The organism is Agromyces humi, from assembly GCF_009720255.1.
Taxonomy (GTDB): Bacteria; Actinomycetota; Actinomycetes; order Actinomycetales; family Microbacteriaceae; genus Agromyces; species Agromyces humi.
Genome location: NZ_WJSP02000047.1, coordinates 1 through 16,640, shown reverse-complemented (window position 1 = coordinate 16,640; position 16,640 = coordinate 1). Strand labels below are relative to the sequence as shown.

The following is a 16,640-nucleotide window of genomic DNA, read 5'->3' as shown; positions in this document are numbered from 1 at the left end:
ATCAGCTCTGGCGGCGTTGGCGTCAGCGCGAGCGGCGTCGACGTCAGCTCTGGCGGCGTTGGCACCGTCGCGCACCTGGTTGTGAGCGGATAGTGTCACGATCTCGCGGAACCATTTGGAGTTGAGGATGACGCCGGCACGGTGCCATGCGACCATCCACTCCGGATCCTCCCTGTTCACAACGCTGTCGTTGCCGTCGAGGAAGATGATGTCGGCGAGATTGGCCTGGTCGTACTCAGCGGTCGGTGTCGGCATGGATAAGCCCTTCTTCGAATGGTCGGAAGGACCATGCGCGGGCCAGCTCCGGTATCCGCGGCCTGGAGGAAGCACGCGCCACCTCAGTCGACTGGGACCTACATCGCTACGATCTCGCAGGCCGGGTCTCCGCCTTCCCGGCGCCGCCCGGTGACCGGGTGTCGATGCCAGCCGGTCGGCTCCGTGCCCGGGTACGGGCCTGCCCAGGCGGCAGCCGCGGCAACCGCGGAGTCTGCGGTGGTGTAGCACCACCGGTCGATGTAGCCCATGTCGAGCGGTTTTCCGATGATGATCGCGAACGTGAACGCGAGTGGTGTGACCCAGACGCGGAGTCCGTCGATGTCCTTGATGACCCAGCCGCCGGCGTGGTCGTCCCACGGGTACGGCTGTTGGTTGGCGTACCGGTCCTCCATCGCGAGGAGTCGCTGGATGTCGTTCATCGCCTGGCCCCCTCGCCGGTGTTGATGGCGTCGTCCCGCTGGGCGGTCAGCCATCTGCTGCGCCGGATGCGTGTGGCGATCTCGTCCGCGTCGTCGTGGAGGTTCAACCCTTCGTGGCGGCACGCCCAGAGGACATGGACGAGAGAGGTGTGGTCCTTCTCCCAGTACTGGAACGGGCCGTCGTGACCCTTCTCGAGGGTGTGGACGTCGAGTGTGAGCCCAGGGGTCCCCCGGTTCGCGGTCCCGAGCTTCCGGTTCGCTTCCGCGAGCTGCTGTTCGAGCTCGGCGATCCGCGCTGCCGGGTCGGTCGCCGTCACGGTGTCTGCCATGCGTTGATTCTCCTAGGCGTTGTCGCCGAGGATCGCGTCGACGATCGCCATCGTGTGCCCGTACGCGGGTGCGAACTGGCGCATGTTGGTGAGGCGTTCGTCGTCGAGGCCGCCGTCGGCGACGTGCTGGAGGCGGGCGAGAACCGATTCGAGGAGCCGCTGCCCGAGGATGATCGCGTCGACGTCGTTCGGGAACCTCGGGTCGATGATCGGCTCGCCGACCTGCTCGGCGGCGATGAGCCGGTCACGGCCGTACTCGTCGGTGGTGCGGGTCCACGCGCCAGGGGTGCGGTTCGCGATCGCGGTTTCCAGCATGGTGATGGCGGTGGTGAGCTTCTGCGTTTCGGTGAGGGTGGTCATGTTGCTCCTTCGGTGATCAGTGATCGAGGGTTGCGCCCCAGGGGCTGCATTCGACGAGGGGGCCGCGGGCGTCCCACATGTCGGTCCAGCGACCGAACGGCATGGTGCCGGGCGCGCCCCATCCTTCCTGCTGGCGGAAGGTGACTCCGTCGTGTCGGTCTCGGACCCAGGTGCCGACTGGTGGCTCCTGGTCGCGCGTGAGCTGGCGGGACGCGCTGGCGGTGACGGGGCCTCGGTCGCTGATGACGCCGGCGACCTTGATCTTCACGGTGTCGGACCGGTTGCCGGGGCCGACGACGCTGTACCCGATGAGTTCCATGAACCCGTCGGTCGTCTTCCCGGTGAGGGCAAGCTCGGCGAACCGGTCGAGGTTCTGGTCGTAGTCCCTGGTGATGAGGTCCTCGACGTTGACGGTGATGGTCGCGTGGACGCTGGCGCCGATCTTGAGGTGCTCGACCTTGGGTGCCGGGCGGTACGGGTTCAGGTGCTCGAACTCGGGCGCGACGGCGTAGTGCTCAACGTGCGGGTACAAGTCCGGGCAGCTGCTCCGCCACTCGGCGACGCCTGCGTTGACGAGCGACTTCAGGGTGGACCTGGAGACGTGGTACCACGGCTCGTGGTTATAGGTGGAGACAGAGTAGCGGCCGCGGCCGGCCGGTTCGATGCCGAGCTCCCCACGCTTCCGCAGCATGTCCAGCACCTCCCGCTGACGGCGGGTGAGCGTGGTGGCGGGCGCAGCGGTGTCGGTCACGGGGAACCTCCGGGTCATGCAGGGGCGAGCCTGCTTCTTCTCTTCGGAGCATTCATGCGCGGGGTTCCGCCTGCGCGCGCCCGCGATTCGGGTCAGACGGCGTCGTTGATCGCGTCAGCCAGTGCGAGCGCGTCCGCGATGTACTTCGCCGCTGGCGCGTACTCGTGCTCCACGGCCCAGAGCGCGGACTCGAGCAGCGAGAGTTGCGGCTTGATGGTGCGGTACAGGAGGGCGGTGAGCTCGGCGGCGCCCTTGCCGTCGTGCGAGTAGTCGAACGCGCCGACCTCGTCGCGCTCGTTGACGACGAGGGTGCCTGCGGCGTAGCCGTCGTCGTCATGGGCGATCTTCACCATCCACGGGCCGGCGTACGCTTCCCACTCCGCTGCGCGAAGGGTGGTGAGGGCGGTCTTCAGCCGTTCGGCTGCGGTAGCGGTGCTGGCGGTGGTCATGGCGCGGTTCGCTCCTGTCGCTTCTGTGCGACGTTCATGCGCGGTGCGCCGGCTCAGCGTCGGAGCGGCTGCAGGTTCGTCGCCACGGACAGCAAGAACACGGCGCCGAGCGCGGTGAACGCGACACCCCAGTCGAAGTCCTGCCAGAACCCCCATGCGAGGCAGCTCGCGAAGTACGAGATCGGGGCGAAGAACAGGACGACTAGCGGGGCGATGATCGCGGACCAGAGCAGGGTGCCGGAGAGCTCGTTGTCCCAGTAGTGCCGGAACCTCTCGACGCGGGTCGGCACCGCCTTGCTCACTGGGTGAAGCCGTGCTTCGCGCTGAGCTCATCCATCCGGGCGACCCGCTCGTCGATCCGCGCCTGCCACTTCTTCAGCTGCAGGCGTGCGTTCGCCGCCGAGCCCTGGACGTCCTCGCCTCCGTCGAGCAGTTCGAACTCCTTGAGGTCGCGGGCGCGCAGCTTCGCGGCCTTCCGCTCCTCCTCCGCGCGGAGACGGGCTCGCTCTTCCTCGGCGAGGCGTTCATACCGCTCGAGGCGCGTCTCGGTCTTGGTGTCCGTCATGATGTCCCTTCCAGGGTCGTGGCTGAGGGTGCGGGAAGCTCCATGGCACACATGCGCGGAAACACGAACGCCGGCTGGTGCTTGCCCGGCCGGCGTTCCCACTGGTGGATGGATTTCAGGCGCAGCCGTCGTAGATGCCGAGCGGTGCGCGAACCCTTTCGATGATCGTGCCGTCGGGGTCGGGGCTGAAGTCGACACCGTACCGCTGCTCGTGCACTGTCCCGTCGCTCCAGGTCTCCTCGCGCGTGATGAAGTCCAGGTACGGGCCGGAACAGCCCGACGGGTTCGTTTGCAGGGCGGGGTTGGCTTCGAGGTCCGCCCATGAGGTGCCGGCCGTGACGCCTTGTGCGGTGGTGAGCGTCACGTCGGCCGTCTGCGAGCCCGTGAAGATCACGCTGAACTCCGGCTGGTACAGCGTCCGGGGTTCATCGGCCGCGAATTCCCACCGGTCGACGTACCGACGTTCTTGAAGTTCGAACGAACCCCACCGGTGCGTGGTGCTCGGCGGGAAGTGGCTCCCTCCGTTGTACATCTCGTCGACAGGCGGCGAACCGAGGACATCGGTGATGGTCGCGACGGCGGCGGCCGGGTCGGTGAGGTAGTCCAGTTCGAACACCAGGGCGCCGGTCGCGTCGCGCAGTTCGAGCACCTCGGGGCGGGCGACGAGGGTCACGACGGTGTCGATCGGATCGACCTCCGGGATCGGTTCGGGTTCGACAGTCGGGGTGGCCGACGGCGTCGCTTTCGGGGTCGGTGAGGGCTCAGCTGTGGCGGGCGCCGTGCACCCGGTGAGGAGTGCTGCCGCAACGATCGCGACTCCGATGATTGCTGTGCGACGACCGCGCATTCGAACCGAACCTTTCAGGGTGTGTTGGAGTCTCGGGATGCATTCTGGCACCGGCATCGACTGGTGAGCTGCCACGGCAGCCCGACTTATCGGCCGAGCCGGCTACGCGTCGATCCTGTCTCGGCTGAGCCCGGCGGCGGAGTCGATGATGAACTCCTTGCGGGGTGCGACGTCGTTGCCCATCAGCAGCTCGAACACCTTCCCGGCCTGCTCGGCGTCGGAGACGCCAACCCGGCGGAGGGTGCGGTTGTTGCGGTCCATGGTGGTCTCGGCGAGCTGGTCGGCGTCCATCTCTCCGAGCCCCTTGTACCGCTGGATCGGCTCCTGGTACTTCTTCCCGCGCTTCTTCAGGTCCGCGAGGACCGCCTTGAGCTCCTGCTCGGAGTACGTGTAGATCGTCTCGTTCGGCTTCGAACCGGGGTTCTGGACGACGACACGGTGCAGCGGCGGGACGGCGGCGAATACCCGGCCGGCTTCGATCATCGGTCGCATGTACCGGAAGATCAGGGTGAGCAGCAGGGTGCGGATGTGAGCGCCGTCGACGTCGGCGTCGGCCATCAGGATGATCTTCCCGTAGCGGGCGGCGTCCAGGTCGAACGAGCGGCCGGAGCCAGCGCCGATCGTCTGGATGATCGCGGCGCATTCGGCGTTCCCGAGCATGTCGGAGACGGATGCCTTCTGGACGTTCAGGATCTTCCCTCGGATCGGCATGAGCGCCTGGTACTCGCTGCTCCGTGCGAGTTTGGCGGTGCCAAGCGCGGAGTCACCCTCCACGATGAACAGTTCGGTCTGCTCGACGTCGGTGGAGCGGCAGTCCGCGAGCTTCGCCGGGAGCGAGGAGGTCTCGAGGGCGTTCTTCCGCCGCTGGGTTTCCTTGTGGGTGCGGGCGGAGATGCGGGTCTTCATCTCGGAGACGACCTTCTCCAGCAGCAGGGTGGTCTGCGCCTTGTCGTCCCGGTTGGTGGAGGAGAACCGCTCCCCCAGCGCCTTCGTCACCACGGACGAGACGATCGCGCGAACCGCGGGGGTGCCGAGGATCTCCTTCGTCTGCCCTTCGAACTGCGGCTCGGCGAGGGACACCGTGATCACGACGGTCAGGCCGGCGAGGACGTCGTCCTTCTCCATCTTGTCGTTGCCGACTTTCAGCTTCCGGGCGTTCTGCTCCACCTGGGTGCGGATCAGCTTGAGGAGGCCCTGCTCGAACCCGGCCTGGTGGGTGCCGCCCTTCGGGGTGGAGATGATGTTCACGAACGAGCGGAGGGTGGTGTCGTACCCGGTGCCCCAGCGGAGTGCGATGTCTACGTGGCAGTCGCGTTGCACTTCGGTGGGGACCATGGCGCCGCCGTCGGTGAGGACAGGGACGGTCTCGGCGAACTTCCCGTCGCCGGTAAGGCGCCAGATGTCGGTGACGGCGTTGTCGGTGGCGAGGTGGTCGACGAACTCGCTGATGCCGCCGTCGAACTTGAACAGGTGGATCTCCGGCTTCTCGGCGCGGCGGTCCTCGACGGTGATCGCGAGGCCGGGGACGAGGAACGCGGTCTGCCGGGCGCGGCCGAGGATGCTCTCGAGCTCGATCTCGGCGCCGGGGGTGAAGATCTGACGGTCCGCCCAGTAGCGGACGCGGGTGCCGGTGACGGCCTTGGCGACCTTCCCGACGACGCGGAGCTCGGACGCCTTCTCGAACGGGGTGAACGTCGCGGTCGGGTCGGGGGTGCCGTTGTCGGCGAACGTGCCGGGTTCGCCGTGCCGGAAGGACATGGCGTGGGTCTTCCCGTTGCGGTCAACTTCGACGTCGAGGCGTTCGGAGAGGGCGTTGACGACGGACGCGCCGACACCGTGGAGGCCGCCGGATGCGCCGTAAGAGCCGCCGCCGAACTTCCCGCCCGCGTGCAGCTTCGTGTAGACGACCTCGACGCCGGTCAGGCCGGTCTTCGGTTCGACGTCGACGGGCACACCGCGGGCGCGGTCGCGGACTTCGACGGAGCCGTCGTCGTGGAGGATGACGGTGATCTCGTTGCCGTGGCCGGCGAGGGCTTCGTCGACGGAGTTGTCGATGATCTCCCAGAGGCAGTGCATGAGCCCGCGGGAGTCGGTGGACCCGATGTACATGCCGGGGCGTTTCCGGACGGCTTCGAGGCCTTCGAGGACGGAGAGGTGGCGGGCGTTGTAGTCGCTCAATGCGTTCCCTTGTTCGTTGTTGAGAGTCTGCGGGTTCAGCCGACGCGGCGGCCGATGGTGGTGACCGTGTCGGCCAGCGGCTCACCGGAGCCGTCTCGCTTCCCGTACCCGGTCGGCAGGGTGACGGGTGCGCCTGCGGTGTTGAGCGCATGCGCGGGCCCTGCGCCCACCCACGCGGCGGAGATCCCGTCCTGACCCTTGAGGAACCGCATGGCGCGGACACCGCCGGTGGCGCGGCCCTTCCCGGGGTACTCGGTGAACTGGGTGACCTTCGCGGCTCCTGGGTCGGTGCCGGTAACGGTGACGACGACGGCTTCCTCGAGGTCGGCCTTGGTGAGGACCGCGAACGACGCCACGGTCGCCTCGGCGGCGAGCTTGATGCCGGACATGCCTCCGGCGGCGGCGCCTTGCGGGCGGACGGACCCGGCCGGGAAGTGGAGCAGCTGCGCGTCGGAGGTGACGAACACGATTTCGGCGTCGTCGTCGCCGTGGGCTGCGCCGACAACCTCGTCGCCGGGCTTCAGCGCGATGACCGGGAAGTCGGGCGCCTTCGGGTACCCGCCTGGTGCGACCCGCTTCACGACACCTTGTGCGGTGCCGACGACGATCGGCTGGTCGGAGGTGAGGGACACGATCGCGAGGACCCGTTCGGTGCGGTCCGGGAGGGCGAGGTATTCGGCGGGGTGGACGCCGGCGCCGAGCTGGACGGAGTTGCCGGGCAGGGCGGGCAGGTCCATCGGGGTGAACCGGATGAGGCGGCCGCGGTTCGTGACTGCGCCGATTTCCGCTCGGGTGGTGGTGTCAAGGGACGACAGGACCGCGTCGTGCTTGATCCGCCCCGACGGGGCGGTGACTGCGAGCTCGTCGGCGCCGTCGGCCCGGTCGACACGGGACAGGAGCCCGGTGGTGGACAGGAACACCCGGGTGGGCACGTCCGCCTGCTCCAAGGACGCCTGCGCAGCGCGGCGGGCGGCGCCGGCGGAGATCGCCTTCGCTTCGGTGAGCATGGTTCGGCGCGGGGTGCCGAACTTCTCGACGACGACGTCGAGCTCATCGGAGACGAGCGATCGGATCGCCTGCTTGTTCTTCAGCAGCCCTTCCAGGTACGCGATGTCCGCGAGCAGGTCCGCGCGCTCGGTCTCAAGTTCGGTCATGGAGAACTTCGTGAGCCGGCGCAGGCGGAGCTCGAGGATGTACTCCGCCTGGATGCGGGACAGCCCGAACGTGTCGGTCAACGCGGTGCGGGCTTCGTCGACGTCGTCGCTGGTGCGGATCACCTGGATGACCTTGTCGATGTCGACGATCGCCTTCAGGAGACCTTCGACAAGATGCAGGCGTTCGCGACGGCGGGCGAGGCGGAACTCGGACCGGCGGGTGACCACCTCGACGCGGTGGTCGATGTAGACGGAGAGGAGATCCTTCAGCCCGAGGGTGTGCGGTTGCCCGTCGACGAGGGCGACATTGTTGATGCCGAAGCTGTCCTCCAGCGGGGTGAGCCGGTACAGCTGCTCCAGCACCGCCTGCGGGTTGAACCCAGTCTTGATGCCGATGACGAGGCGGAGACCGTTGGTGCGATCGGTGAGGTCGGTGACGTCGGCGATCCCGGTGATCTTCTTCGCGTTGACGCCGTCCTTGATCTTCTCGATCACCTTCTCCGGGCCGACCATGTACGGCAGTTCTGTGACGACCAGGCCGGTCTTCCGCGGGGACAGCTGCTCGATCGACACCTTCGCGCGGGTCTTGAACGACCCGCGGCCGTTCGCGTACGCGTCGCGGACGCCGGCGAGGCCGACGATGGTGCCGCCGGTCGGGAAGTCGGGGCCGGGGACGAACTCCATGAGGTCGTCGAGGGTTGCGTCGGGGTTCCGGAGGAGGTGCTTGGCAGCGGCGACGACCTCGACGAGGTTGTGCGGGGCCATGTTCGTCGCCATGCCGACGGCGATGCCGGTGGCGCCGTTCACGAGGAGGTTCGGGAACGCGGCGGGGAGGACATCCGGCTGCGTGAGCTGGTTGTCGTAGTTCGGGACGAAGTCGACGACGTCCTCGTCGAGGTTCTCGGTCATCGCCATCGCGGAGTTGTCGAGGCGCGCCTCGGTGTACCTGGCGGCGGCGGGGCCGTCGTCGAGGGAGCCGAAGTTGCCATGCCCGTCGACGAGCGGGACCCGCAGCGTGAACGGCTGCGCGAGGCGGACGAGGGCGTCGTAGATGGCGGTGTCACCGTGCGGGTGGAGCTTGCCCATCACCTCGCCGACGACGCGGGCGGACTTCACATGCCCGCGGTCCGGGCGGAGGCCCATGTCGGACATCTGGTACAGGATGCGGCGCTGCACCGGCTTCAACCCGTCGCGGGCGTCCGGAAGCGCACGGGAGTAGATGACCGAGTACGCGTACTCGAGGAACGAACCCTGCATCTCGTCGGAGACGTCAACGTCGTCGATGCGCTCAGCGGTGGTTGTGGACACAGGGATCTCCTTCGGTGCGGGGAAGCACCCTGTCCATGCGCGGAATCAGCGGGAACAGCAGGGCGGCCGCTGAGGAGCGGTCAGTCCCTGGTGAGGAAGACGTGTTGGTAAGGGCCGCGGTAGCCTTTCGCCCCTTGGACGTCGAGGAACTTCCACCCGGCTGCTGCGGCTTCGGGGTGCAGCTCGGCGAGGACCTTCCCGCCGTCGCCGATGACTTGGAAGGCGTTGAAACCTTCTGGTGCGGTGAAGTTGGCGGTGGTGTGGTCGGACGTGCCGCCGAGGTTGAACTTCTGCATGGGAATGATCTTGTCGGCTTCGTCTCCGATGAAGAGTTCGTCTCCCCATGGGAATACCGAGACTGGTTCGTAGTCGGTGAGGTCTTCGATCACGGCGTGAACCACGGGGCGCCATTTGGTGCGCGGGATGTCCTGCAGGTCGAGGTTCGTGAGGAAGTTCGGCACCCTGCAGCCGTGGCCGTATGATCCGTCGAGCCGGTTCGCGGCGAGGTAGCGACCGCCGGCCATGATGACGAACCGTTCGACGTTCGACCCGGTCGTCCAGGAGGCGTAGTACGCGTTCTCGACGTATTTGTGACGTGCAATCGACCCGAGCGGTGAGATCGGCTTCGTCCGTTCCCGCGCCGGCCCCTTCTCGATGTGCCGGGCGCTCCCCGGCCTTCCGTTCACCGCGTCATCGATCGCTGCGAGGAGCGCCTCAAGTGCAGCCTTCGAGAGCCCGTCCGCTTCGGCGAGGATGTCGTGGTCGCCGACCTGGGGAAGCCCGCCAAGACGAAGACGGATGACGGTCCACCCGGCCCCTTCGAGGAGTCCGTTCCTTATGAAGTCCTCCTCGAACTTCTCACCGTGCGTGTACGAGGTGTCAACTTCGACGCAGACTTTCGTCCCGCTGAGCAGGATGTCCGGAGTGATGACCGGGTAGTTGCCACGCCTGGGCTCGAAGTCGCACTGGATCGCCGACCGGCCCTTGTGAACCCGGATCCCCGCCTTCGTCAGTTCGTCCCGCACGGAGATCTCAAGCTTCGACGTGACGGGGTTCTTCGACTGCACGATCGTGCCGATCGGGTACCTCGGGGACCTCGGGGCGGAGGAGCGGGCGGGTGCGGCCAAGGGGACTCCTTCGTCGAGGCTGGCTAAGAACAGGCTCCCACCGACCGCAGACATCGCGTCCGAGCATGGACTCGGCGCCCTACCGAGGAGATCGCCATGCACGCCGCCACGACCATTACCTTCACCGAGCCGTCGTTCGGTCAGCAGGCCGCCGTCGGGTTCCCGATCGCCCGCTCCTTCGTGAAGGGTGGCGAGGGGTACTCGATCGTCCAGGTCGGCGAGGAGTTCGGGTGGGCGTGGACCGAACCCGGTGAGCAGCCCGACACGGACAACCGCACGTACGCCACGGTCCCCGAGGCGATCCGCGCCGCTGCCGAGAACTGGGACGACGCCGGCTCCGGCGGAAGCACCGCTGCTGTGCTGCGACGTGCGGCGACAATCACGGAACGGGCGGCAGGTCTGTCCTGACGCCCACGCCGCTGCAGGTCAGACGCTGGCTTCCTCACCGGGCCGACCTACCAGCCGGCCGTACGTCGCGGTCGAATCGTTGAGGCAGACCGCGCAGCCGCGGCGGTGCTGCGGCGCACCGATCCCGGGGTCGCGGGTGAGGGTCCGCCCGGTCTCCGGATCCCACTGCAGGTCGTTCGGGCTCCGTTGGTCGTTCAGGCAGAACGCGACCTCGGAGCCGTTCGCGTAGAAGTGCGGTTTCCGCGCGTACCCCTTCCGAAGCGGCTTCACCCACCAGGCGCCGGCGCCGGTCGGCGTGGCGGCCGCACCGGGCTCAGTCATCGTTGGCCCCGTCCTCGTCGGTCGGCTTCACGTTCACCCGGCCGCGGAACAGGACCGGCGCCTTCTCGTCGGTGGACGTGTAGACGACGATCTCGGCGAACCCGGTCGTCTCGTCGATGTCGATGATGCGGATCAGGTCCGACCCGTTCACCTGCACGGCGAGCGTCGTCGGGTCGTCCCAGTCGATCTCTGCCTCGAGCTCGGCAAGCCATGCCATTGGGTTCTCCAGTCTCTTCGTTCCGCCACGTACATGCGCGGGCGGTGAACGCGCGAACGCCCCGCCGGAGACTGCCGGCGGGGCGTCCAGTGGTGCTTGGTCAGGCCTCTGCAGGCGGCTCGGGGACGCCGTCGAGGGCGAACGGGAACCGGTGCAGCGGGTAATTGGAGAGTTCGCCGTAGTGCGACTCCCACCAGTCGATGCTGACGCCCTGTTCCGGGTGGTACAGCGCGAACGCCAGGGAGGTCTCGTTCTCGGCACCCGTGCTGTACTTCCGTGTCGGGACGTCGTTCACCCACGCCTCGGCGATCGCGGTGGCGTCCTCGAAGTTCACGCACCAACCGGGCTCATCTTCCCAGCACGCCCGGTGCACGTACGCGTCGATCTCAACCTGACGGCCGCCCACTGCGGTCACGGTCATCCTTGTCATGAGGCTCCTTCTTCTCGATTCGAGACCTTCATGCGCGGCGCCAGGCACGACGAAGCCCCGCTGACGGTGGGTCGTCAGCGGGGCTGTGTCGGTGCGACTACGGCCGTTCGGTGAGGATGCCGGGGCCGAGGATCCCGGTCGCCTGCTGCAGCGCGGGGATGAGCGCTGCCGCTCGTGCCAGGAACGCGACCTCCTCGAACAGCATGTCGCCGTGGGTCGTCTCGCCCCAGACGACGAAGACGAGGCCGGTGGCGCCGATGTCGTAGCCGGCGGAGTCGTCGCACTCGTTCAGGTGGGTGTGGAGCCCTTCGACGAGCATGTCGTGCGTGACCTCGCGCTGCGCTGCGACGTATTCCTCATGGCCGGCGTCTTTGGGGATCTTCTCCTCGACGCGATCCTTGATGACCCACCCGTCGTCCAGGTGTCGGAGGTGCGGGACGACGAGGTCAACGAACGGCGCGGCGAAGTCGAGCAGTTCCTGACGGTCGATGGGGCCGAACGGTGCGTTCGCGGTGAGGGTCGGGTCGATTGTGTACCCGGCGCTGGCGAGGTGGTGGCTCAAGGGGTGTTCGCTCCTTCGATCGGTGCTTCTTCTCACCACTTACATGCGCGGAAAGGCCCCGCCGGACTGCGCCTGGCGGGGCCTTCGGAGCCTGCGGTCAGGCCTCGGGTCGGGTGACGAGGATGCCCCCGCCGAGGATCCCGGTCGCCTCGCGGAGCGCGGGGATGATGGCGGCCGCGTCCGCGAGGAAGCAGGCAGCGTCGAACTCCTCGAACGGGCTGTCCCCGTTGGAGTAGCCGCCGAAGACGACGTACTGGAGCCCGGTGTCGGCGATCCGGTGCGCGGATGCGTCGGTGCCGTCCTCTTCGACAGCCCACTTGTAGCCGACGGCGAGGTGACGGCGGACGTTCCGGATCGCCCCTGCCTTCTCGCCGAAATCTTCGGTCTCGGGGCTCTCCGGAAGCAGCCCCTCGCTGGACAGGTCGCTGTCGTACGGCCACTCGGCCAGCCAGCCGGAGTCGTCGAGCACGTCGAGGTTGGCGACGACCTCATCGACGAACGGGGCGACAGCCGCCTCGGCGTCCTCGAGGGAGATGCTGTCGGTGTGGTTGAGGTGGAACACCTCGGGGTCGATGGTGAACCCGCCGGACGCGAAGAAGGTGGACATGTTGCTCCTGTTTCTCGGTGATCTCTGTCACTGAGAACATGCGCGGAGGACGGCCCGTGGAAGAAGTTGATCGCTAGTTGTAACGGCTGGCGTTGGAGGGGATCGCGCAAGGCGCAGCGAACAGCGGGATCAAGGCGACCATCTCGCCGAGGCAGGCGCCGCAGCAGCAGATGTTGATGAGGATCCACAGAACGCCCATCGCGATGAGGCAGTTCCGTTGCCACGTCTCCAATGGCGAGTCCGGCTCGAGCAACCTTCCCGGGTTCGTGAGGTACTCCTCGTTCCTGGTGTTGGCCTCGCGGGCAGCGTCGAGGAGCGCTCTTGCCCAATTGTTCTCGATGTCGGTGAGCAGTTTCGAAACGATGTCGGAGGCTTCGGCTGCGTCCTCTGTGGTGAACGGACTGTCGACGATGGCTCGTGCATGCTCGGCGGCGAAGATGGATCTGACTTTCGCGCCGGTGTCTGACATGAGGAACTCGTCCGCTCGATCAAGCAGCGTCCCGACGTCCTCACGGGCTTCGAATTCGTCGAGAAGCCTGCGGAGCTCGGCGTTCTGGACGGCTAGCACCACCAGTCCGCGGTCCACGGCTTCCTGCGCCCGCTGTGCGAGATCGTCCCGGCCGATGGCTTGCGCTCGTTGGACTCGGTGCAAGTCGCCTGCGATACCGCTCGTCGTCCTGGACTGGGCGTAGAACACCTCAAGGTGCGGTCGCAGACCGAACTGGTCGCCGCGCCTGAACTGCCGCTCTACTGTTCGGGTGTCGTTGTCATCATCGCATCCGCAACACATTGGTCTCTCCTTCGCATGCCGTTGAGCGGCAGCGAAGTTGGCGGGACGCCGTTACGAGTCCGTCGGTTTGCGGCGGGCGACGATCGGCGCCCCGCGGGCCGCTCGCCACTCTCACCTACGACCCCAGAGCGTACTCGCGACATCGCGGTGCCGTCCACGTTCGAAGTGCCCAGCGTCGACTAAGGGGGCGGCGGCGGCCGCGTTCAGGCAGGCGAAGCCGGCAGCGCCTCGTGGTCGGCGGTGATGTCGTAGATGACCTGCGACCGTCCGGTGATGTCGACGATGTCCTGGTTGTGGACGTTGATGGCGTGGTGGCGGCCGCGGAGCGCGGCGGCGAGCTCGGCTTCAGGCCAGAGGAGTTCGTCGAAGAATTCCGGGAAGTACCTGCCGGACGCGTGGGCGTACCGGACCGCTTCGGTGGTGTAGTTCTTCCCGGGCGGGAGCGGCCTCCGGTACACGACCAGTTGGATGTCGACATCGCCGAGGTGATCGACAGCAGCGTCGAGGTAACTGCCGAAGACGACGACCTTACCGGCGGATACGAGATGTCGGGGGTCGGCGTTGAAGGCCTGCGCGCGTTCGATGATCTCGGCGATGAGACGGTCAGCGGTGGCGCGTTTGATCGGCTTCGCGAACGTCGCCATCGCGAGGGCGCTGCCGGCAAGGGTAGTTCCCCACGAGGGCACGCCTTGTTCGTCGTCGGTGCGCTGTAGGTAGCCTTCGTCGACGAGGGCTTGGAGCACCCGGGCGGCGTCTTCGCCGACGAAGTGCTGGGCGGATTCCGGGCCGGTCGCGAAGGACCGGTATTCGCGGGCGATCGCGCGTGCCGTCTCTGCCGGCACACCGGCGATGGTCATGTCGCGGGTGATCCGCACGAGGCTCATCCTCGCATCGAGCAATGCGGTCATGCGATGACCGGGGCGGATCGGGTCTCCGCGCGGGCCTGAGATCCAGCCTTTCCGATGACTGCGACCATGATCGCGACGCCGATGACGGAGCCGATGCTGTTCGAGGCGATGTCGGTGATGGATGCGACGCGGCCGGGGATGAACATCTGGGTGAGTTCGATGCCGGTGCTGGCGATGGCGCCGAGCGCGGCGCATGCGACGGGCGGCAGCCATCTGCGGAAGATAGCCAGGAGTACGGCGCCGACTGGGATGAACAGGGCGATGTTGAGGCTGAACTCGGCGATGCTGTACGTGGTCCGGGGGTCCGCGCCGAGCGGCTCGAGGAGCGTCACGATGAACTGGACGGCGGAGTCGCCGGGTGTCCCGCCTGGGGTGAAGACGAGCCAGGCGAACAGGGCGAGAAGCATGAGGGGCGGGTCCTTCGAACGCGGGTTTCCGGACCACTCATGCGCGGACGGGGCATGGGCGTCGACTTCGACGCTATGCGGGCTCGCGTTGCTGAAACTGGGAGGGAGCCCGGTGCGGGTGGCGAAACCGCAGACGCCTGGATGACCTGGATCAGGTTTGGGGCTTCGGTTGCCTGCAGGTCGAGCAGATCTTCACCATTTCGGGCTCGGCAGCACCGCACCGTTCGCACATGAGCAGCGGTGATGACCGTCCCGGGAACAGCAGCTCGAGTAGCCACACCACGGGAACTGTTCCGATGACCACCATGGCCACCGAGAAGGCCATCACGTGCGTGAAGCCGTGCTGCTCGAGCGTGAGCCCGGCCAGGCGGGCGAGCGCCCAGTCGACGGTCCAGCCGGCGGCTACGATGACGGCGCCGGCAACGGTCAGGGCTGCGATGCGGAGCGGCCAGCGCAGACGAGTGCCGGGTGCCCTGCGGACCGGTACCCGTCGCAGCTCGAGGTTCTGCTCGAGCGGGCGTGCCCGTTGATCTGTCGCCCTGTCCACAGGACGGCACATGCGCGGGGTGCGGGTGGCGCCCGGTCAGCCGCCGCCGGTCAGGGCGGTGACGGTGTTGTAGATCTGCGTCCAGACGATGATGCCGGCGAACATCCCCACGAACACACCAGCGATCGCAAGAGCTGCGATCACAGCAACGGTGATCGCGAGCACGACGATCCGTTCCACCCACCCGAAGAAGGTGAGATGCGGCCCGCCTTGAGGGAGCGTCGCTGCCCCGCGAAGCATCGCGCCGGAGTACAGGAATGGCACGGCCATCGTCAGCGCGAGCATCCCGAAGAAGAACAGGTCATGGATCCAAACAACCCCGACCATCAGCGCGACGCCGACGAACGGGAGCGCAGCGGCGATGAAGAACTGGCCGTGCCCGGCCCACCACACCCCGCGGGAGAACCGGTCGAGGCCCTGCGGCGGGCGGCGACGGAACCACCTCACCTTGGCAGGACGGACGACTTCCGTGATCTCTTCGTGGGTCATGTCGCTCACATCGTCACGACGCCGCGGCGGCAGTCGTCGCACACTTCCGACAGCGGCACCTTTTGAGCGTGCCCTGGCAGGTTGATCCCGCCGCCGCACTTCACTGGCTGGAACTCGCCGTCGCCGCCACCGTCGGGGAGGTGGTGGATCACGAGGTCCGGTTCGGGGTAGCGGCGGATGGTCTCTTGGATCGTCCAGCGGAGCTGCTCGCCCATCAGGCGGGCGCGTCTTCGACGAGTTCGTACCTGTCGGAGAGCGCACCGAAGTCGAGGCGGCCCTTCCGGCCGGTGTCGAGCCGACGCCATTCGGCGATGTTGTACCCGAGCGCCTTGTTGAATCCCGCGGCGATGATCTCGACGAGGACCCCGTCGATCTTCCGACGCCAGGTCTGGCCGGTGCGGATGTTCGGGTCGATGCTCATGGTGGGCTCCTTCTTCTCGAGCATGCCATGCGCGGGAAGGGCCGCCGAGCCGCCCGTCGGGAGCGGATGCAGGTCAGCGCCACCCGCCGTCGACGAGGACGCGCACGTCACCGTCCCGAGCGACCGTGAGCGTCCGGTCGAGGAGCCGGACATCCCACCATGTGCCCGGCCGGCCGATCCGCGGCGCGCGGCGCTCAACGACCCCGACACGTCCGTCGTCGAACGCGATCGTCAGGCCGGCGGCCAGCGCCGGCCTCACCTGGGCAAACTTCGGTTCGGTGGTCGGCGCGTTGCTCATGAAGGCTCCTTCCGTCGGTCCAACCATGCGCGGTTCGAACCGTGATGTCGGAGGCAGCTCGTAGGGTCTTCCCAGGTCAAGAGTTCCGCCCGTACACCTCCGGATGTGGGCGGACGGCAACCGCGTCGCCCGACACGGTGCCTTCCGGAGAAGACCCGGGCAAGCCGCGCACCAGCCGGCAGGTCAAGACGGGCTCGCACACGCGCGCTCCTGCACCCCCAGGGACCACCATGCAAAACACCATCTGCGGCCGCGACTGCCGCCGCTACCACCCAGGACACAACGTCCACCCGATTCAAGGCCGCCTCATCAGCGAGGCGCCATGGGGTTGGCGGGACGCCGTCGTGCTCGAGGTGGCCGGGCAGGAAGCGTCCCTCTCGTACCTGCTCGAACCGGGCACCCCTACCGTCTGGCATCACCGTCCCCTCGGCGAGTACCTGCTGGTCGGCGAGGCGGTCGTCGTCCACGAGCG

At 67.5% G+C, this 16,640-nt stretch carries 26 protein-coding genes, 1 pseudogene and 1 riboswitch; of the genes and pseudogenes, 2 read left to right on the top strand and 25 right to left on the bottom strand.

What is annotated here, in order from left to right; translation table 11 throughout:
- The 12 genes from GH736_RS06725 to GH736_RS06670 form a co-directional block, all read right to left on the bottom strand.
- Positions 1 to 255: hypothetical protein (locus GH736_RS06725; RefSeq protein ID WP_159601456.1), on the bottom strand; the 255-nt coding region annotated here is incomplete at its 3' end.
- A 98-nt stretch (positions 256 to 353) separates the two neighbouring features.
- Positions 354 to 695 (bottom strand): hypothetical protein, encoded by a 342-nt coding sequence (locus tag GH736_RS06720; RefSeq protein WP_159601454.1) that lies wholly within the window; start codon positions 693 to 695, stop codon positions 354 to 356.
- Positions 692 to 1,024 carry a hypothetical protein gene (locus GH736_RS24470; protein WP_203230665.1) on the bottom strand — a complete coding sequence of 111 codons (333 nt, stop codon included), beginning with the start codon at positions 1,022 to 1,024 and terminating at the stop codon, positions 692 to 694. Before GH736_RS24470 ends, GH736_RS06720 begins: the two co-directional genes overlap by 4 nt.
- Before the next feature lie 12 nt (positions 1,025 to 1,036).
- Positions 1,037 to 1,384: a hypothetical protein gene (locus GH736_RS06710; RefSeq protein WP_159601452.1), complete on the bottom strand. Its 348-nt coding sequence runs from the start codon at positions 1,382 to 1,384 to the stop codon at positions 1,037 to 1,039.
- A 16-nt stretch (positions 1,385 to 1,400) separates the two neighbouring features.
- The gene (locus GH736_RS06705) at positions 1,401 to 2,135 is read right to left on the bottom strand and encodes a hypothetical protein (RefSeq protein WP_159601450.1); all 735 of its coding nucleotides are present in this window, start codon (positions 2,133 to 2,135) and stop codon (positions 1,401 to 1,403) included.
- Positions 2,136 to 2,227: 92 nt separating this feature from the next.
- Positions 2,228 to 2,584, bottom strand: coding sequence for a hypothetical protein (locus tag GH736_RS06700; RefSeq protein WP_159601448.1), 357 nt, complete (start codon positions 2,582 to 2,584; stop codon positions 2,228 to 2,230).
- Between the two features lie 53 nt (positions 2,585 to 2,637).
- Positions 2,638 to 2,886: a hypothetical protein gene (locus GH736_RS06695; RefSeq protein ID WP_159601446.1), complete on the bottom strand. Its 249-nt coding sequence runs from the start codon at positions 2,884 to 2,886 to the stop codon at positions 2,638 to 2,640.
- Positions 2,883 to 3,149, bottom strand: coding sequence for a hypothetical protein (locus GH736_RS06690; RefSeq protein WP_159601444.1), 267 nt, complete (start codon positions 3,147 to 3,149; stop codon positions 2,883 to 2,885). The genes GH736_RS06695 and GH736_RS06690 overlap by 4 nt, the downstream gene beginning before the upstream one ends.
- Before the next feature lie 115 nt (positions 3,150 to 3,264).
- On the bottom strand, positions 3,265 to 3,822 hold the full coding sequence (locus tag GH736_RS06685; protein ID WP_159601442.1) for a hypothetical protein: 558 nt from the start codon (positions 3,820 to 3,822) through the stop codon (positions 3,265 to 3,267).
- Between the two features lie 276 nt (positions 3,823 to 4,098).
- Positions 4,099 to 6,174, bottom strand: coding sequence for a DNA gyrase/topoisomerase IV subunit B (locus GH736_RS06680; protein ID WP_159601440.1), 2,076 nt, complete (start codon positions 6,172 to 6,174; stop codon positions 4,099 to 4,101).
- A 35-nt stretch (positions 6,175 to 6,209) separates the two neighbouring features.
- Positions 6,210 to 8,585 carry a DNA gyrase/topoisomerase IV subunit A gene (locus GH736_RS06675; protein WP_159601458.1) on the bottom strand — a complete coding sequence of 792 codons (2,376 nt, stop codon included), beginning with the start codon at positions 8,583 to 8,585 and terminating at the stop codon, positions 6,210 to 6,212.
- A gap of 131 nt (positions 8,586 to 8,716) precedes the next feature.
- Complete coding sequence (locus tag GH736_RS06670) at positions 8,717 to 9,763, bottom strand: PDDEXK family nuclease (RefSeq protein ID WP_159601438.1); 1,047 nt, start codon at positions 9,761 to 9,763, stop codon at positions 8,717 to 8,719.
- A gap of 96 nt (positions 9,764 to 9,859) precedes the next feature.
- Here GH736_RS06670 and GH736_RS06665 point away from each other — a divergent pair, with 96 nt between their 5' ends.
- Positions 9,860 to 10,171: a hypothetical protein gene (locus GH736_RS06665; protein ID WP_159601436.1), complete on the top strand. Its 312-nt coding sequence runs from the start codon at positions 9,860 to 9,862 to the stop codon at positions 10,169 to 10,171.
- An 18-nt stretch (positions 10,172 to 10,189) separates the two neighbouring features.
- Here GH736_RS06665 and GH736_RS06660 read toward each other — a convergent pair whose 3' ends face one another.
- The 13 genes from GH736_RS06660 to GH736_RS06600 form a co-directional block, all read right to left on the bottom strand.
- Complete coding sequence (locus tag GH736_RS06660) at positions 10,190 to 10,492, bottom strand: hypothetical protein (RefSeq protein WP_159601434.1); 303 nt, start codon at positions 10,490 to 10,492, stop codon at positions 10,190 to 10,192.
- Positions 10,485 to 10,709, bottom strand: a complete 225-nt coding sequence (locus tag GH736_RS06655) for a hypothetical protein (protein WP_159601432.1) — start codon at positions 10,707 to 10,709, stop codon at positions 10,485 to 10,487. The genes GH736_RS06660 and GH736_RS06655 overlap by 8 nt, the downstream gene beginning before the upstream one ends.
- 100 nt (positions 10,710 to 10,809) lie before the next feature.
- Positions 10,810 to 11,139 carry a hypothetical protein gene (locus GH736_RS06650; RefSeq protein ID WP_159601430.1) on the bottom strand — a complete coding sequence of 110 codons (330 nt, stop codon included), beginning with the start codon at positions 11,137 to 11,139 and terminating at the stop codon, positions 10,810 to 10,812.
- Positions 11,140 to 11,236: 97 nt separating this feature from the next.
- Positions 11,237 to 11,701 (bottom strand): hypothetical protein, encoded by a 465-nt coding sequence (locus GH736_RS06645; RefSeq protein WP_159601428.1) that lies wholly within the window; start codon positions 11,699 to 11,701, stop codon positions 11,237 to 11,239.
- Between the two features lie 97 nt (positions 11,702 to 11,798).
- Positions 11,799 to 12,308 (bottom strand): hypothetical protein, encoded by a 510-nt coding sequence (locus GH736_RS06640; RefSeq protein WP_159601426.1) that lies wholly within the window; start codon positions 12,306 to 12,308, stop codon positions 11,799 to 11,801.
- 73 nt (positions 12,309 to 12,381) lie between these two features.
- Positions 12,382 to 13,005 carry a hypothetical protein gene (locus tag GH736_RS06635; RefSeq protein ID WP_159601424.1) on the bottom strand — a complete coding sequence of 208 codons (624 nt, stop codon included), beginning with the start codon at positions 13,003 to 13,005 and terminating at the stop codon, positions 12,382 to 12,384.
- Positions 13,006 to 13,301: 296 nt separating this feature from the next.
- Positions 13,302 to 14,006 carry a hypothetical protein gene (locus tag GH736_RS06630; RefSeq protein ID WP_159601422.1) on the bottom strand — a complete coding sequence of 235 codons (705 nt, stop codon included), beginning with the start codon at positions 14,004 to 14,006 and terminating at the stop codon, positions 13,302 to 13,304.
- Positions 14,003 to 14,413 (bottom strand): VanZ family protein, encoded by a 411-nt coding sequence (locus GH736_RS06625; RefSeq protein ID WP_159601420.1) that lies wholly within the window; start codon positions 14,411 to 14,413, stop codon positions 14,003 to 14,005. Before GH736_RS06625 ends, GH736_RS06630 begins: the two co-directional genes overlap by 4 nt.
- A 151-nt stretch (positions 14,414 to 14,564) precedes the next feature.
- A complete protein-coding gene (locus tag GH736_RS06620; protein WP_159601418.1) occupies positions 14,565 to 14,960 on the bottom strand; it encodes a hypothetical protein in 396 nt (131 codons plus the stop codon).
- A 36-nt stretch (positions 14,961 to 14,996) separates the two neighbouring features.
- A complete protein-coding gene (locus GH736_RS06615) occupies positions 14,997 to 15,449 on the bottom strand; it encodes a hypothetical protein (protein ID WP_159601416.1) in 453 nt (150 codons plus the stop codon).
- A gap of 5 nt (positions 15,450 to 15,454) precedes the next feature.
- Positions 15,455 to 15,664 carry a hypothetical protein gene (locus GH736_RS06610; protein WP_159601414.1) on the bottom strand — a complete coding sequence of 70 codons (210 nt, stop codon included), beginning with the start codon at positions 15,662 to 15,664 and terminating at the stop codon, positions 15,455 to 15,457.
- The gene (locus GH736_RS06605; protein ID WP_159601412.1) at positions 15,664 to 15,870 is read right to left on the bottom strand and encodes a hypothetical protein; all 207 of its coding nucleotides are present in this window, start codon (positions 15,868 to 15,870) and stop codon (positions 15,664 to 15,666) included. The genes GH736_RS06610 and GH736_RS06605 overlap by 1 nt, the downstream gene beginning before the upstream one ends.
- A gap of 73 nt (positions 15,871 to 15,943) precedes the next feature.
- Positions 15,944 to 16,168: a hypothetical protein gene (locus GH736_RS06600; protein WP_159601410.1), complete on the bottom strand. Its 225-nt coding sequence runs from the start codon at positions 16,166 to 16,168 to the stop codon at positions 15,944 to 15,946.
- A 74-nt stretch (positions 16,169 to 16,242) separates the two neighbouring features.
- Positions 16,243 to 16,340, top strand: a riboswitch (SAM riboswitch).
- A 58-nt stretch (positions 16,341 to 16,398) separates the two neighbouring features.
- Here GH736_RS06600 and GH736_RS06595 point away from each other — a divergent pair.
- Positions 16,399 to 16,640, top strand: a pseudogene (locus GH736_RS06595) (hypothetical protein); the annotation flags it as partial.

Excerpts from the sequence above, each read along its gene's own strand:
- GH736_RS06720 (WP_159601454.1), bottom strand. The coding sequence starts at position 695 with ATGAACGACATCCAGCGACTCCTCGCGATGGAGGACCGGTACGCCAAC.
- GH736_RS24470 (WP_203230665.1), bottom strand. The coding sequence starts at position 1,024 with ATGGCAGACACCGTGACGGCGACCGACCCGGCAGCGCGGATCGCCGAG.
- GH736_RS06710 (WP_159601452.1), bottom strand. The coding sequence starts at position 1,384 with ATGACCACCCTCACCGAAACGCAGAAGCTCACCACCGCCATCACCATG.
- GH736_RS06700 (WP_159601448.1), bottom strand. The coding sequence starts at position 2,584 with ATGACCACCGCCAGCACCGCTACCGCAGCCGAACGGCTGAAGACCGCC.
- GH736_RS06690 (WP_159601444.1), bottom strand. The coding sequence starts at position 3,149 with ATGACGGACACCAAGACCGAGACGCGCCTCGAGCGGTATGAACGCCTC.
- GH736_RS06675 (WP_159601458.1), bottom strand. The coding sequence starts at position 8,585 with ATGCAGGGTTCGTTCCTCGAGTACGCGTACTCGGTCATCTACTCCCGT.
- GH736_RS06665 (WP_159601436.1), top strand. The coding sequence starts at position 9,860 with ATGCACGCCGCCACGACCATTACCTTCACCGAGCCGTCGTTCGGTCAG.
- GH736_RS06660 (WP_159601434.1), bottom strand. The coding sequence starts at position 10,492 with ATGACTGAGCCCGGTGCGGCCGCCACGCCGACCGGCGCCGGCGCCTGG.
- GH736_RS06655 (WP_159601432.1), bottom strand. The coding sequence starts at position 10,709 with ATGGCATGGCTTGCCGAGCTCGAGGCAGAGATCGACTGGGACGACCCG.
- GH736_RS06650 (WP_159601430.1), bottom strand. The coding sequence starts at position 11,139 with ATGACAAGGATGACCGTGACCGCAGTGGGCGGCCGTCAGGTTGAGATC.
- GH736_RS06640 (WP_159601426.1), bottom strand. The coding sequence starts at position 12,308 with ATGTCCACCTTCTTCGCGTCCGGCGGGTTCACCATCGACCCCGAGGTG.
- GH736_RS06630 (WP_159601422.1), bottom strand. The coding sequence starts at position 14,006 with ATGACCGCATTGCTCGATGCGAGGATGAGCCTCGTGCGGATCACCCGC.
- GH736_RS06625 (WP_159601420.1), bottom strand. The coding sequence starts at position 14,413 with ATGCTTCTCGCCCTGTTCGCCTGGCTCGTCTTCACCCCAGGCGGGACA.
- GH736_RS06615 (WP_159601416.1), bottom strand. The coding sequence starts at position 15,449 with ATGACCCACGAAGAGATCACGGAAGTCGTCCGTCCTGCCAAGGTGAGG.
- GH736_RS06610 (WP_159601414.1), bottom strand. The coding sequence starts at position 15,664 with ATGGGCGAGCAGCTCCGCTGGACGATCCAAGAGACCATCCGCCGCTAC.
- GH736_RS06605 (WP_159601412.1), bottom strand. The coding sequence starts at position 15,870 with ATGAGCATCGACCCGAACATCCGCACCGGCCAGACCTGGCGTCGGAAG.
- GH736_RS06600 (WP_159601410.1), bottom strand. The coding sequence starts at position 16,168 with ATGAGCAACGCGCCGACCACCGAACCGAAGTTTGCCCAGGTGAGGCCG.